Below are 14405 nucleotides of genomic sequence, written 5' to 3'. Positions count from 1 at the left end.
TGGGTCAACGGTGAAGCTGGAGCACCCGATTACATGCGTCGCTTTTTGATGGGTTCGATCGTGGCGGCCGTGGTCGGCCTGCTGCTCGCCGGCGCCGGATACTGGGCCTATTGGAACTTCTATTCGCGGTTCCAGCCGGTCACGATCAGCCGCAATCAGGCCGAGGTGCAACAACTGCTGGACGAGGCGTCCTGGGTATCGGACGGCAGTGGCGGACAGGCCCTGTATATCGTCACCTATCGCGACAGCGCCTCGGCCCTGCGTTACGCGCGCGACGAGGCGCCCAAGCTGAAGGCGGCGGGGATCGAGACGCGCTACATCCTGTTCGCCCGCCCCGATCTGGAGGGTGCGGCGCAATCGACGGCGGCGGAGCGGGCGACGGTCGCGGAGCTGTGGCTGACGCGCGACTGGCCGCTGTATCAACGCTGGATGGCGACGCCGGCCAACAGCTGGACCGCTGCCGGCGTGCCGCAGGCGGACGGCAATCTGGCGCGTACCGCCGTGGTCGAGGCCGGCCGCCGCTTCAACGAACGGCTGAGCCAACTGCTCAAAGAGTCCGGCGTCGACATCAGCTATCCGCTGATCCTGTGGCGTGACAAGCAAGGCTTTCTGAAGGCCTGCGGCTGCTCGGACCGGCAGGCCTGGGCCTTCATCCGCGACGATGTCGGCGCGCCCGACCGGTTGGGCCAGTCCGACGCGGGACCGATCGCGCCCTATGAAGCGGCGCCGGCGCAGGACGCCCGCCCTTCGGCCATCCCCTATCCGGACCTGCCGACGATCCCTCCGGTCAATGCGCCGGCGGCCGGGACCACGCCGACGCCGCCCTCGCCTCAAGCGCGACCCACAACGCCCCCTGCAACTAACCGACCGACGACGCCGCCGCGCACGGCCCCGGCGCCCAGCAAGCAGGACGACACGACCTTCTACTGATCAGAGAGCCCTTCTGTTCAGAGAGATTGGCAGGCCGCGATCAGGCGATCGACGTCCTCGGCGTCCTGATACAGGCCGAAGCCGAAGCGGATGACGTCGTCGCGCACATCGGTGACGATGTTCGCCGCCCGCAGACCGGCGCACCAGGCCTGGGCGTCGGGATGAAGCAAGGCGAGGAAACGGGCGCGCGGCGCGGCGCCCTCAACCGGATTGAGGATTTCGGCCTGAGACAACACCCCGGCCTGTCCGGCCTGAACGGACTGCTGGAATCGGGTCGCCAGATCGCGCGCATGGGCGGCGACGGCGGCGGTGTCGATCCCCTGCTGATCCAGCATTCGGCGCACGGCGTTGAAGCGATACAGCGGCGTGCAGTCGAAGGTCGCGCCCCAGAAGCGACCGCCGTCGCTGCGATACTGAACGCCGCCGGGCGGCCCCGACAAGTCGCCAAACTCCGCGAACCAGCCGGTGACGACAGGACGGGGGCAGAAGCCGGGCGGGGCGTGCAGGAAGCAGACGCCCTCGCCCGACATGGCGTATTTATAGCCGCCGGAGACATAGAAGACCCGGTCCGCCACCGCCGACAGGTCGGTCGGGGTCGCCATGAAGCCGTGATAGCCGTCGATCAGCACCCAAGGCCCTTCAGGTCTCGCCAGGGGGGCAAGCTCCTCGATCCGGTCGAACAGGCCCCCGGTGCGGAAGAAGACCTGGCTGACCACGATCCAGTCGTAACCGCCCTTGGACGCCTCGGCGATGAAGCGGTCGGCGAAGGTGTCGAAGGGCGCGAGCGGAACGCGCGTGACCACCGCCGCCCCGACCTCTTCCCACCGTTCGGCCTGACGACGGAACGAATGGAATTCGCCGTCGGTCGCCAGAATGTGGACCGGCTTGGTCTCCACCCCCGAAAACAGGCGCAGCAGGAAGTCGTGGGTGTTGGACGAAAAGACGATGCTGTCGGGCGAGGGCAGGCCCAGCTCGGCCGCGACATGGGCCTGGGCCTCGGGGATCACCTGACCGAAGACGAGATCCCACTTGTGGTCGGCATGCAGATTGGCGTCGAGCCAGGTGTGGTGCTGCGCCTCGAAACTCGCGTCAGGCCACAGGTGATGGCTGTGCGCCGCGAAATGCAGCCGACCGGGCGCCGCTGACAGGGCGCGAGAGAAGAGGGACTTGTAGGTCATCCCTCCTCTTTAGGACATCTCACCCAGCGCTCAAGCAGCGAGCCGCCGCGCGGCGAGCGATAGCGCTGCGCGTAGCGCGCCTCTTAGACGAGAGCCCCGTGGCAGTGTTTGAACTTGCGGCCCGAGCCGCAGGGGCAGGGGGAGTTGCGGCCGGTCATTTCCCAGCCAGGCGGCAGGGCCTCGATCGGCAGTTTGGAGCGGTCGTCGCCGATCAGCGTGCCTTCGGGGTTCTGCGCCGACGGATTGGCCATCTCGTTCTCGCCGGTGCCGGGGTTCAGGTGGATTTCCTGGAACTCGGGCAGTTCGGGCGGGGCCTGGAAGCGGAACTCGACCGTCATCAGCCAGCGGGTTACGTTGTGGCGCAGATCGTAGAGCAGGTTCTCGAACAGCGAGAAGGCTTCGGTCTTGTATTCGTTCAGCGGGTCGCGCTGGCCATAGCCGCGCAGGCCGATGACGCCGCGCAGGTGGTCCAGATGGACCAGGTGCTCGCGCCACTGCATGTCGATCATCTGCAGCATGAACTGCTTTTCCAGACCGCGCGTCTGGTCGGCGCCGATCTGTTCCAGGCGTTCGGCGGCACGGGCGTCGGCGGCGGCCAGCAGCCGCTCCTCGATCTCCTCGTTCGACACGCCTTCCTCGGCGGCCCAGTCGTGCAGCGGCAGCTCCAGACCCAGGGTCGAGCGGACTTTTTCGTCCAGGCCGTCGATGTCCCACTGCTCGGCATAGGCCTTGGGCGGCATATAGCGTTCGACCAGGTCGGACACGACGTCGCGGCGGAAGTCGCCGACCAGTTCCGACAGATCCTCGGAGTCCATGAACTCCTGACGCTGTTCGAACACGGCCTTGCGCTGGTCGTTCACGACGTCGTCGTATTTCAGCAGATTCTTGCGGATGTCGTAGTTACGGGTCTCGACGCGCTTCTGGGCCGTCTCGATGGCGCGGTTCAGCCAAGGGTGGGTGATAGCCTCGCCCTCCGCCACGCCGAAGGTCTTCATGATCGAGTCGAGGCGGTCGCCGGCGAAGATGCGCAGCAGGTCGTCCTCGCAGGACAAGTAGAATTTCGAGGTGCCGGGGTCGCCCTGACGGCCGGTGCGGCCGCGCAGCTGGTTGTCGATGCGGCGGCTTTCGTGGCGCTCGGTGCCCAGAACGAACAGGCCGCCGGCCTCCAGCGCGATCTTCTTCTGGACGGCGATCTCGGCCTTGAACTCGGCCTCCTTGGCCGCTTCCATTTCCGGTGTGACCTCGACGGCCATGTTGCGTTGTTCCAGCAGCCACTTCTGCATCTTCATCTCGAGGTTGCCCCCGAGCTGAATGTCGGTGCCGCGGCCGGCCATGTTGGTAGCGATGGTCACCACGCCGGGCAGGCCGGCGTCGGCGACGATATAGGCTTCTTGCTCGTGCTGGCGCGCGTTCAGGACGCTGTGCGGAATGCCACGCAGCTTGGTCTCGTAGGTGATGTCATAGGCGGCGTCGCCGATCTTCTCGGCTTCCTTGGCCTTGCCCGCATATTCCGGCTTCAGCGTGCGCGAGGTCTCGACCTTGTATTCGAAGCGGCTCAGCAGGTCCGAGAGCTGTTCCGAACGCTCGATCGACACGGTGCCGACCAGGATCGGCTGGCCGGCGAGGTGGCATTCGGCGATCTGGCGCGCGATAGCCTGGTTCTTCTCGGCGTGGGTCCGATAAACCTCGTCGTCGTAGTCCTTGCGCTGGATCGGCCGGTTCGTCGGCACCTCCAGCACGTCCATCTTGTAGATGTCGCCGAATTCCTGGGCCTCGGTCGCGGCCGTGCCGGTCATGCCCGACAGCTTTTCGTACAGGCGGAAGTAGTTCTGGATCGTCACCGAGGCCAAGGTCTGGTTCTCGGGCTGGATCTTAACGTCCTCCTTGGCCTCGATGGCCTGGTGCAGGCCTTCGGACAGGCGGCGGCCGGTCATCATGCGGCCAGTGAACTCGTCGATCAGGACGATCTCGCCGCCCTTGATGATATAGTCCTTGTCACGCTGATACAGGGTGTTGGCGCGCAGGGCCTGGTTGGCGTGGTGGACCAGGCTGATGTTGGCGGCGTCGTACAGCCCGGTGGTGTCGGCGGCGAAGTGACCGCCGGCCTCCAGAGCCTCTTCCATCCGCTCGGAGCCCAGCTCGGTCAGCAGGACCTGCTTCTGCTTCTCGTCGAGCTCGAAGGTGTCCTTGTCCTTGATCAGATCTTTGATCAGGCCGTCGAGGATCTTGTAGAGATCCGAACGGTCCTCGGTCGGGCCTGAGATGATCAGAGGCGTGCGCGCCTCGTCGATCAGGATGGAGTCGACCTCGTCGACGATGGCGAAGTTGTGCGGACGCTGCACCATCTCGCGCCGGTCATAGACCAGGTTGTCGCGCAGATAGTCGAAGCCGAACTCGTTGTTGGTGCCGTAGGTGACGTCGGCGTTGTAGGCCTGCTGGCGCTGGCCCTGGCTGAGGCCGTTGACGATGACGCCGACCTCAAGACCCAGGAAGCGATAGACCTTGCCCATCGTCTCGGCGTCGCGGCGGGCCAGGTAGTCGTTGACGGTGATGACGTGCACGCCCTTGCCGGGCAGGGCGTTCAGATAGACCGGGGCCACGGCGACCAGGGTCTTGCCTTCGCCGGTCCGCATCTCGGCGATGCCGCCTTCATGCAGGATCATGCCGCCGGCCAGCTGAACGTCGTACTGACGCTGGCCCAGCACGCGCTTGGAGGCTTCACGCACGACGGCGAAGGCTTCGGGCAGGATCTTGTCCAGGGTCTCGCCGTTCGCCAGCCGATCGCGGAAGGCGTCGGTCATCATCCGCAGTTCGTCGTCGGACAGGGCGGCGAACTTGGGCTCCAGCGCATTGATGCGCTGGGCGTGGTCCTGGAAGGCCTTGACCTTGCGGTCGTTGGAAGAGCCGAAAAGTTTCTTGGCGAAGCCGAGCATATTGGATCCGGTAAGCGGTCGAGCGTCTGCGAGCTGAGCGGCTCTGAAATCCCGTGAGGGGCGGCGATACGGACGCCGTGAGAGAGGCCCTGACCGACCGCAGCCCCGGAGCGCCGCATCAGGCGCGCGCGAAGGGCCGCGCAGACGATCAAAACCCCTCGACTTGGGCGCAGGCGGGACTTAAGCACCGGCCTAACCCCTGTCAACGCGAGGGGCTTTCGGCCGCCTTCGACGGAGCGCCCCCTTGACCCCCTTCCGGCGATCTTCACGCATTCTGACGGCGGCCTTCCTGACGGCGACGCTTTCGACCGCCGCCTGTTCGCGCAGCGGCGAGAACCGGCCGCCTGAACAAGGGGACCAGGCCGTGGCCACCGTCCAGGACGAGACCATCTGGGCCTCGGACGTGAAACGTGAGGCGGTGGCCCAAGGTCTGATCGGCGAGGACGAGGCGCTGGATACGACGTCGGATCTCTTCCGCCGGGTGCTGGACGAGGTGATCGACCAAAAGCTGCTGGCCGGAGAGGCGCAGCGGCGTCGACTGGATTCCTCGCCCCTGGCGCAGCGACGACTGGAAGCGACGCGCGAACGCATCCTGGGCGACATGCTGGTCGAGAGCGTGGTCAACAAGGCGGTCTCGGACCAGGCGGTGCAGACCCTGTATAATGAGCAACTACGGCTGGCGAAGACCTCAGAAGAGATCCGCGTGCGGCTGATCCTGTCGCTCACCAAGCCCGAGGCGGACGCCGTGATCGGCATTCTGGGCCAGGGCGCAGGCTTCGAGGCGGTGGCGGCGGAGCGGTCGATCGACGAGGCGACGCGGTTTTCCGGCGGCGACCTGGGCTATTCGACACTGGACGTGATGCCCCAAGCCTATGCCGACGCGCTGCGCGACAAGCCGGCCGGCTCGACCGTCGGGCCGTTCCAGACCGAGGGCGGGTGGGCGGTATTGAGGGTCGAGGACCGACGCAAGGAAAACCCGCCGACGCTGGAACAGGCCCGACCGCAGATCGTGCGCTATCTGACCTATGAGGGCGTTCGGCAACTGCTGGAACAACTGCGCGGCAAGGCCAAGGTCGATGTGCGCCTGCCCGCGCAGACGCCGCCCGCATCGCCCGCCCCTTCCACTCCTCCGGGCGCCTGATATGACCAAGCCTCCCTCCACGACCGGCCAGAAGATCGAGCATGCGTTCGAAAAGGCGCTGGACCCGTTCGCCACGGCGCTGAAGCGCGCCACCCGCACGCCGGGATCGGATGCGGCCCCGGCCGCCGCGCCTGCGCCCGCCGCCGCCGGCAAGCCCGGCCTGGCCATCTCGCCCCTGGCCGTGCCGTTCCCGAGCATTCCGCCGATCGGCGGGGTCGAGATCGCGACCGCGCGCGCCGGCTTCTACAAGCATGAGCGCGACGATCTGGTGGTGTTCCGGTTTGCGCGCGGGACCAGCTGCGCCGGGGTCTTCACCCGCCACAAGATCGGCTCGGCCCCCGTCGATTGGTGCAAGAAGCATCTGGCCGGGGCCGAGGGCGGAAAGGATGTGCGCGCCCTGGTGATCAACGCCGGATGCGCCAACGCGTTCACCGGCAAGGCCGGCGCGGACGCTGCGCGGCGCACGGCCTCGGAGGTCGCCAAACGGTTCGGCTGTCGCCAGCGCGACGTGATGCTGGCCTCGACCGGGGTGATCGGGGTGGTGCTGGACGACAAGAAGATCGTCGCCAAACTGCCAGAGATCGAGACCGGGCTGGAGGCGGACGCCTGGGCCCGGGCCGGTCGCGGCATCATGACCACCGACACCTTCCCCAAGGGCTCTTACGCCGAGGCCGAGATCGAGGGCTACAAGGTCCGGATCGCCGGCATCGCCAAGGGATCGGGCATGATCGCGCCGGACATGGCGACCATGCTGGCCTTCATCGTCACCGATGCGGACATCCATCCGAACGTGCTGCAGGCGCTGTTGGGCCTGCACGTGCGCACCACCTTCAACAGCGTGACGGTGGACGGCGACACCTCGACCAACGACACGGCCCTGCTGTTCGCCACCGGGACCTCGGGCGCACCGCGCATCGGGCGGGTCGGGGATCGCCGGCTGAAGAGCTTCTCGGCCGCCTTGGACAAGGTGATGCTGGATCTGGCGCACCAGCTGGTGCGTGACGGCGAAGGCGCGACCAAGTTCGTCAAGGTGACGGTGGACGGGGCCGCCTCGCCCGCCTCGGCCCGCAAGCTGGCCAAGTCCATCGCCGACAGCCCCCTGGTCAAGACCGCCATCGCCGGTCAGGACGCCAACTGGGGCCGGGTCGTCATGGCGGTGGGCAAGACCGAGGAACCTGTCGATCGCGACCGCCTGGCCATAAAGTTCGGCCCGCACCAGGCCGCCGTCGACGGCGCCCCGTCCCCGAGCTACGACGAGGCCAATATGACCGCCTACATGAAGAACCCCGAGATCGACATCACCGTCGATGTGGGTTCCGGCCGGGCGTCGGCGACCGTGTGGACCTGCGATCTGACCAAGGGCTACATCGAGATCAACGGCGATTATCGCTCGTGACCGGCACGTCGCTTCCGACTGTTCTGGTCGTCGCCGTCGCCCTGATCGATGTGGATGGGCGGGTGCTGATCGCCAAGCGCCCCGAAGGCAAGAAACTGGCGGGGCTGTGGGAGTTTCCGGGCGGCAAGGTCGAGCCCGGAGAGCGGCCCGAACAGGCGCTGACCCGCGAGCTGAAGGAAGAGCTGGGCATCGACGTCAGCGAAAACTGTCTGTCGCCGTTCGTTTTCGCCAGTCACGCTTACGATTCGTTTCACCTGTTGATGCCATTGTATCTGTGCCGACGGTGGGACGGCGTGGTCACGGCGCGTGAACACGACGGCCTGGCCTGGGTGAAGCCGAGCAAGCTTTCGGACTATCCCATGCCGCCGGCGGACGAACCTCTGGTCGCCTGGTTGCGCGACCTGCTCTGACCACCGCCGACCAGGGAGGCCGGCCATGCGACGTCTTATCGGCCCGTTCCTGCGCAATGAGAGCGGGGCCACAGCCATCGAATACGGACTGATCTGCGCCCTGATCTTCCTGGCGATCGTGACCTCGGTCAGCGCCCTGGCGAACACGCAGAACGGCGGCCTGGCCGTAACGGTGGAGCGGCTGACGACCGCCATGAAGGCCGTCGTCGGCAATTAGTCCGGCTCTTCGCCCGTCATTTCCCGAACGCCCAGGGCATCGGCCAGCCGCGTCTTGGCCGAGCCGCGCGGCAGGGGCTTCTGCTGGCTGTCATGGGGTTTCCAGCCGGCCAGGTGGATGATCTCGAACGTCGCCGGTATGCGGCCGTCGTCGAGACCGTATCGCTCGGCATAGAGGGCGGCGGCGCGCGCCACGATGCGGCGGCTCAGCGGCCGAACGGGTCCGTGCAGCACATTGGTCTCGCCCATGGCGCGCAGGTCACGGATCAGGGCGAACAGGTCGGCGTAGCGGACGGTGAACCGATCCACGTCCGACACCGGCAGGGCGAACCCGGCGCGTTGCAAGAGGGCCGCCCCGTCATAGCCGTCTGCGAAGGGCGAAACCCGCGCCTGGGCGCCGCCGCGCTCCTGCAGTTCGACCTCGGTCAGGACGGCGCGAAGCTCTTTCAGCGTACCCGCGCCGAACAGCGTGCCGATGAACAGGCCGTCCGGTTTCAACGCGCGCCGGATCTGGGCCAGGGCGCCGGGCAGGTCATTCGCCCAGTGAAGGGTCAAAAGGGAGACGATCAGGTCGGTCGAGGCGTCGGCCAGCGGCAGCGCGTCCGCACCCGGCGCTGCGCGCTGGGCGAGGGAGACGGGCGTCTGGATGGGACCGACGCGGCCGGCGGCGTCGCTGGACCGAACCGCCCTATCGAACACGTCCCGATGGGCGGAAAGATCGACCGCAACGGGAAATTCGCGCAGTATAGCTTCCAGGCTCTCGGCGGCGTTGGCGGCGGCGCGGGCGTGCAGGAAGTCGGCCTGGGGGAACCGGGCGGCGGATCGCGCCAGCCGCGCCTGACGTCGCACGGCGTCGAAGATGCGCGGGGGGCCTTCGGAAGGGGATTGGGGGGCGGTCATGGACGCAAAGGATGGGGGCTGGCGACGCGCCTGGGAAGGGGCGGGCCGTCACTTGCGCGGAGCCGGGCGGGGACTGGCAGACCTGATCCTACCGCCGATGGCGCACGACAGCCAAGAGGCGACGGCTGCGGCCGGCCTGACGCCCGACGCCTGGAGCCGGATCAAATTTCTGGAGGCGCCGGTCTGCGACGGCTGCGGGGCGGCCTTCGACTTTGACGGCGGCCCCTTCGCCGAGGATCGCTGCGCCGCCTGTATCGCCAAGCCCTATGCCTTTGAGAGGGCGCGCGCGGCTTGCCTGTATGACGAGGCGTCGCGCAGTCTGATCCTGAGGTTCAAGCACGGGGACCAGCAACAGTTCGCGCCCCTGTTCGCGCGTTGGATCGGACGCGCCGCCGCCGATCTGGTCGAAGACGCGGACGTGATCCTGCCCGTGCCGCTGCATCGGTTTCGCCTGTTGTCGCGGCGCTTCAATCAGGCCGCCGAAATCGCCCGGCCGCTGGCCCGGCTCGCCGGCCGCGACTATTTGCCCGACGCGCTGGTCCGCACGAGCCACACGACCAGCCAGGGCGGCAAGAGCCAGCGCGGGCGGCGGCTGAACGTCAAGAAGGCCTTCGCTGTGACCGAGGCGGGCCGGCGTCGGATCCGGGGACGACGCATCCTTCTGATCGACGATGTGTTGACCACGGGCGCGACCGGAGAGGCCTGCGCGCGCGCCCTGATCAACGCCGGAGCGCGCGCCGTGGATCTCGCCGTCATCGCGCGGGTGCGAAACGCCCGTGAACTGACTATGTGAAGAGCGCCCTATCGCTCGCCGCGCGGCGGCTCGCTGCGTGAGGGCGCTGGATTCTATATTGGAGACCTGATTTGGCCGACGTCGTCATCTACACCAAGCCTGGCTGCCCCTACTGCTTCAGCGCCATGTCGCTGCTGAAGAAAAAGGGCGTGGACTATACCGAGATCGTCGCCTCCAACGATCCCGACAAGAAGGCCGAGATGGTCGAGAAGTCGGGCGGCCGCATGACCTTCCCGCAGATCTTCATCGACGGCCGGCACGTCGGCGGTTCCGACGACATCCACGCGCTGGACCGCGACGGCAAGCTGGACGGACTTCTGGCCGCCTGATCCATGAGCAGCGGGCTCGACATCGCCCTGATCCAGACGCGCACGCCGGCGACGGCGCGACAGGCGCTGGCCCATGTTGAGCCCCTGATCCGCGAGGCGGCGTCGGGCGGGGCGAAGTTCGTCCTGACGCCCGAGGGGACCAATGTCCTGGAGCAACGCCGAGACCGGCGCGATGCGGCGATTACGACCGAGGACGAGGACGTCGCCGTTGTGGGCCTGCGTCATCTGGCGGCAGAACTGGGCGTTTGGCTGCTGATCGGTTCGGCCATCGTCCGGTCTGGCCAGACGGGAGACGGCCGCGCCGCGAATCGGTCGCTGCTGATCGATGCGTCGGGCGGGATAGTGTCCCGATACGACAAGCTGCATGTCTTCGACGTGAACCTGCCCAATGGCGAGACCTATCGCGAAAGCGCGACGGTGAGGCCCGGCGACGGGGCGGCGGTGGCGGATACGCCCTGGGGCCGTCTGGGTTTGACCATCTGCTACGACATCCGCTTTCCCCACCTGCATCGCCAGCTGGCCAAGGCGGGGGCGTCGATGATCGCGATACCGGCCGCCTTCACCGCCCCGACCGGAGAGGCGCATTGGGAAACCCTGTTGCGCGCCCGCGCCATCGAGACGGGGGCGTTCGTCCTGGCGCCGGCGCAGGGCGGACTGCACGAGGAGGGTCGCCGCACCTGGGGGCGATCCACCGTCGTCGGTCCGTGGGGCGAGATCATCGCCAAGGCGGATCACGACGAACCTTGCATCGTGCGTGCGAAACTGGACATGGAAGCCGTGGCCAGGGCGCGCGCCGCCGTGCCCAGCCTGACCCACGATCGCGATTTCCTGCCTGCTGTTTGACGCCCCATGATCCGCTACGCCCTGAAATGCGACCAGGCCCACGCCTTCGAAGCCTGGTTCGGCTCCTCGACCGACTATGACGATCAGGCGGCGCGGGGGCTTGTGGAGTGTCCGTTCTGCGGTTCGCACGCGGTCGAAAAGGCGATCATGGCCCCGGCCATCAGCGGCGCCCGCAAGGCCGATCCCGCCTCTGACGTCGCCGCCAAGATGCAGACGATGATGATGGCCGCCGCCCACGAGGTTCGCGCCCATGTCGAGGCCAACTTCGACTATGTCGGCGACGCCTTCGCCCGCGAGGCGCGCGACATCCACGAGGGCCGGTCCGAGAAGCGCGAAATCTATGGCGAGGCCACGCCCGCCGAGGTCAAGAAGCTGAAGGACGACGGCGTCCCGGTCTCCGCCCTGCCGGCTGCGCCCGTCGATCCGGCCAAGGTGAACTGATGACCCTGCAATGGCGGCCCATGCGGCCGACGGACATCGATGCGGTGGTGGAGGTGGCGCGGCTGTCGTTTCCCGACCACTTCGAGGATTGCGCCTGTTTCCAGAACCGGCTGGCGCTTTATCCGCGCGGCTGTTTCGTGCTGGCGGAAGGCGACGGCGCCGCGCGGGGCTATCTGATCGCCTATCCGTGGAAGGCCGAGAGTGCGCCGCCGCTGAACACGGTGATCGAAGGCCTGCCGGCCCAGCCGGACCTGATCTATCTGCACGATCTGGCCCTGCACCCCGAGGCGCGGGGCGGGGGCGTGACCGGCGTCATCGTCGAGCGGCTGGCGGAACAGGCGACGGAGGACGGCTGGCCCGCCATCGCCCTGGTCGCGGTCAATGACGCCGTCGGCTTCTGGTCACGACACGGTTTCGTCGAACAGCCCGCCGAGGCCATGGCGGCCAAGTTGGCCAGCTACGGCGCCGACGCCCGCTATATGCTGCGGCCGCTCTAGCGCCGATTGAGCGCGGTCTGGCCGCCCGCGCGCACGAAATGGATGCGCTGGGGGCGGGGCATGGCGACATAGGCCCGGCGTCTCATTTCACGCTCGCAGACGCTGGCGTCGCCAAGGCTGTCGGGCGTCAGGACCGCGCGATGGACGGCGCACCAGTCGCGGCTGGCGGCGCGGATGCGGCCGGCCAGGATCATCGCCTCGCCCGGTCGTGCCATGTTCAGCCCCTCGGCATCCACATGCATGTCCGGCGCCTGGCCCGCGCCCAAGGCGGCGGCAAGCGCGGCTGCGACCATCAAACCCATCGTCATTTCCCCGTCGGAATGGGCCTGCGTCAGGCCCGTCGTGGGAAGGAGGCGTCCGTCGGCGGCGTCGGATGCGGCGTCGGGGATGAAATATCGGTAAGGCGGCGATCGGCGCGACGACGCCCGCTCTGGTCTTTCTGTCCACATGCCTGTAAGAGGCGCGCGCCTCCCGCATGCCTTTTCATGACCAGCGGCCGCCCGTATGCCGGCCGCGCCTTTTCGCGATACTCAAATGAACCTGCGCAACGTCGCCATCATCGCCCACGTTGACCACGGCAAAACGACCCTGGTTGACCAACTGCTCGCCCAATCCGGCGTGTTCCGAGCCAATGAGGCGACGACCGAGCGCGCCATGGACTCCAACGACCAGGAAAAAGAGCGCGGCATCACCATCCTGGCCAAGTGCACCTCGGTGCTCTGGAACGGCAAGGCGGGCGAAACCCGCATCAACATCATCGACACCCCGGGCCACGCCGACTTCGGCGGCGAGGTCGAGCGCATCCTGGGCATGGTGGACGGTTGCGTCATCCTGGTCGACGCCGAAGAGGGCGTCATGCCCCAGACCAAGTTCGTGCTGACCAAGGCGCTGAAGATGGGCCTGCGCCCGATCCTGTGCATCAACAAGGTCGACCGCGCCCACGCCGATCCGGACCGCGTGCACAACGAGACCTTCGACCTGTTCGCCGCTATCGGCGCGACGGACGAGCAGCTGGACTTCCCGCACATCTACGCCTCTGGCCGCAACGGCTGGGCGACGCTGGACCTGAACCAGCCCAACGACAATCTGGCCCCGCTGTTCGACCTGATCGTCGACCACGTCCCGCCGCCCGCCGTTCAGGCCAACAAGGACAAGCCGTTCCGCATGCTGGACGTGCTGATCGAAAGCGATCCGTTCCTGGGCCGCCTGCTGACCGGCCGGATCGAGAGCGGCAAGGCCGTTCCCGGCATGGCGATCCACGCCCTGGACCGTGAAGGCAAGGAAATCGAACGCGGCCGCATCACCAAGGTGCTGGCCTTCCGCGGCCTGAAGCGCCAGCCGCTGGACGAGGGTTCGGAAGCGGGCGACATCGTCGCCATCGCCGGCATGTCCAAGGCGACCGTGGCCGACACCCTGTGCGCCATGGAAGTGACCGAGCCGCTGGACGCCCAGCCGATCGATCCGCCGACCATCTCCATGACCGTCTCGGTCAACGACAGCCCCCTGGCCGGTCGTGAAGGCGACAAGGTCCAGTCGCGCGTCATCCGCGACCGCCTGCTGAAGGAAGCCGAGGCCAACGTCGCCATCCGCGTGACCACCACCGAGGGCGGCGACGCCTATGAGGTCGCCGGCCGCGGCGAACTGCAGCTGGGCGTTCTGATCGAGAACATGCGTCGCGAAGGCTTCGAGGTTTCGATCTCGCGTCCGCGCGTCGTGTTCAAGGAAGGCGAGAACGGCGAGAAGCTGGAGCCGATCGAAGACGTCATGATCGACGTGGACGACGAGTTCACCGGCGTGGTCATCGAAAAGCTGTCGGCCCGCAAGGCCGAGCTGGCCGACATGGGCCCGTCGGGCGCCGGCAAGACCCGCATCAGCCTGAAGGCGCCGTCGCGCGCCCTGATCGGCTATCAGGGCGAATTCCTGACCGACACGCGCGGTTCGGGCGTGCTGAACCGCGTGTTCAGCCACTATGAGCCGCACAAGGGCGCCATCGCCGGCCGTCTGAAGGGCGTCCTGATCTCGAACTCGGACGGTGAAACCGCCGCCTTCGCCCTGTGGAACCTGGAAGATCGCGGCGTCATGTTCGTCGGCGCGGGTGAAAAGACCTACCAAGGCATGATCATCGGCGAGAACGCGCGCTGGGACGATCTGGACGTCAACCCGATCAAGGGCAAGCAGCTGACCAACGTCCGCGCCGCTGGCAAGGACGAGGCCGTGCGCCTGACCCCGCCGCGCCAGATGTCGCTGGAACAGGCCATCGCCTATATCGACGACGACGAACTGGTCGAGGTGACGCCCAAGTCCATCCGCCTGCGCAAGCAGGTGCTGAACCCGTCGTTCCGCAAGAAGCGCGTTCGCCCGGAGTAGTCCTCAATCCCTGACTGACGCGCGGTGGGAT

General features: G+C 67.3%; 15 protein-coding genes. 11 read left to right on the top strand and 4 right to left on the bottom strand.

The window, feature by feature from the left end; translation table 11 throughout:
* Window positions 1-33: 33 nt before the first annotated feature.
* Complete coding sequence (locus tag O2K97_RS02020) at window positions 34-930, top strand: hypothetical protein (RefSeq protein WP_269220243.1); 897 nt, start codon at window positions 34-36, stop codon at window positions 928-930.
* A 17-nt stretch (window positions 931-947) separates the two neighbouring features.
* Here the strand turns inward: O2K97_RS02020 and O2K97_RS02015 are convergent, their stop codons facing one another.
* On the bottom strand, window positions 948-2108 hold the full coding sequence (locus O2K97_RS02015) for an aminotransferase class V-fold PLP-dependent enzyme (RefSeq protein ID WP_269220242.1): 1161 nt from the start codon (window positions 2106-2108) through the stop codon (window positions 948-950).
* An 83-nt stretch (window positions 2109-2191) separates the two neighbouring features.
* Complete coding sequence (gene secA, locus O2K97_RS02010; protein ID WP_174086822.1) at window positions 2192-5041, bottom strand: preprotein translocase subunit SecA; 2850 nt, start codon at window positions 5039-5041, stop codon at window positions 2192-2194.
* A gap of 244 nt (window positions 5042-5285) precedes the next feature.
* Between secA and O2K97_RS02005 the strand changes: the two genes are divergently transcribed.
* Genes O2K97_RS02005 through O2K97_RS01990 form a run of 4 tightly spaced genes read left to right on the top strand, consistent with a single transcriptional unit; the run spans window position 5286 to window position 8205 of the window.
* Window positions 5286-6182, top strand: coding sequence for a peptidylprolyl isomerase (locus O2K97_RS02005; RefSeq protein WP_419466076.1), 897 nt, complete (start codon window positions 5286-5288; stop codon window positions 6180-6182).
* A gap of 1 nt (window position 6183) precedes the next feature.
* Window positions 6184-7578, top strand: coding sequence for a bifunctional glutamate N-acetyltransferase/amino-acid acetyltransferase ArgJ (gene argJ, locus O2K97_RS02000; RefSeq protein ID WP_269220241.1), 1395 nt, complete (start codon window positions 6184-6186; stop codon window positions 7576-7578).
* Window positions 7575-7988, top strand: a complete 414-nt coding sequence (locus O2K97_RS01995; protein WP_269220240.1) for a (deoxy)nucleoside triphosphate pyrophosphohydrolase — start codon at window positions 7575-7577, stop codon at window positions 7986-7988. Before argJ ends, O2K97_RS01995 begins: the two co-directional genes overlap by 4 nt.
* 25 nt (window positions 7989-8013) lie before the next feature.
* A complete protein-coding gene (locus O2K97_RS01990; protein WP_269220239.1) occupies window positions 8014-8205 on the top strand; it encodes a Flp family type IVb pilin in 192 nt (63 codons plus the stop codon).
* On the opposite strand, the gene O2K97_RS01985 is transcribed toward O2K97_RS01990, so the two are convergent.
* Window positions 8202-9104 carry a class I SAM-dependent methyltransferase gene (locus tag O2K97_RS01985; RefSeq protein ID WP_269220238.1) on the bottom strand — a complete coding sequence of 301 codons (903 nt, stop codon included), beginning with the start codon at window positions 9102-9104 and terminating at the stop codon, window positions 8202-8204. The two genes, O2K97_RS01990 and O2K97_RS01985, sit on opposite strands and share 4 nt — an antisense overlap.
* Here O2K97_RS01985 and O2K97_RS01980 point away from each other — a divergent pair.
* From O2K97_RS01980 to O2K97_RS01960, 5 genes are all read left to right on the top strand, one after another.
* Window positions 9103-9897: a ComF family protein gene (locus O2K97_RS01980; RefSeq protein ID WP_269220237.1), complete on the top strand. Its 795-nt coding sequence runs from the start codon at window positions 9103-9105 to the stop codon at window positions 9895-9897. The two genes, O2K97_RS01985 and O2K97_RS01980, sit on opposite strands and share 2 nt — an antisense overlap.
* 71 nt (window positions 9898-9968) lie before the next feature.
* Complete coding sequence (gene grxC, locus O2K97_RS01975; RefSeq protein ID WP_017505372.1) at window positions 9969-10226, top strand: glutaredoxin 3; 258 nt, start codon at window positions 9969-9971, stop codon at window positions 10224-10226.
* Between the two features lie 3 nt (window positions 10227-10229).
* On the top strand, window positions 10230-11069 hold the full coding sequence (locus tag O2K97_RS01970) for a carbon-nitrogen hydrolase family protein (RefSeq protein WP_269220236.1): 840 nt from the start codon (window positions 10230-10232) through the stop codon (window positions 11067-11069).
* A gap of 6 nt (window positions 11070-11075) precedes the next feature.
* The gene (locus O2K97_RS01965; RefSeq protein ID WP_269220235.1) at window positions 11076-11510 is read left to right on the top strand and encodes a DUF1178 family protein; all 435 of its coding nucleotides are present in this window, start codon (window positions 11076-11078) and stop codon (window positions 11508-11510) included.
* Window positions 11510-12007, top strand: coding sequence for a GNAT family N-acetyltransferase (locus O2K97_RS01960; RefSeq protein WP_269220234.1), 498 nt, complete (start codon window positions 11510-11512; stop codon window positions 12005-12007). Before O2K97_RS01965 ends, O2K97_RS01960 begins: the two co-directional genes overlap by 1 nt.
* On the opposite strand, the gene O2K97_RS01955 is transcribed toward O2K97_RS01960, so the two are convergent.
* Window positions 12004-12309: a UrcA family protein gene (locus O2K97_RS01955; protein ID WP_269220233.1), complete on the bottom strand. Its 306-nt coding sequence runs from the start codon at window positions 12307-12309 to the stop codon at window positions 12004-12006. The two genes, O2K97_RS01960 and O2K97_RS01955, sit on opposite strands and share 4 nt — an antisense overlap.
* Window positions 12310-12541: 232 nt before the next feature.
* On the opposite strand from O2K97_RS01955, the gene typA reads away from it, so the two are divergent.
* Window positions 12542-14374: a translational GTPase TypA gene (typA, locus tag O2K97_RS01950; RefSeq protein ID WP_039246805.1), complete on the top strand. Its 1833-nt coding sequence runs from the start codon at window positions 12542-12544 to the stop codon at window positions 14372-14374.
* The last annotated feature ends 31 nt before the right edge of the window (window positions 14375-14405 follow it).

Origin of the sequence: Brevundimonas vesicularis (assembly GCF_027105095.1) — a bacterium.
Lineage (GTDB): Bacteria > Pseudomonadota > Alphaproteobacteria > Caulobacterales > Caulobacteraceae > Brevundimonas > Brevundimonas vesicularis_E.
The sequence above is the reverse complement of the archived record's forward strand: the minus strand, read 5'-3'. Positions and strand labels throughout refer to the sequence as shown.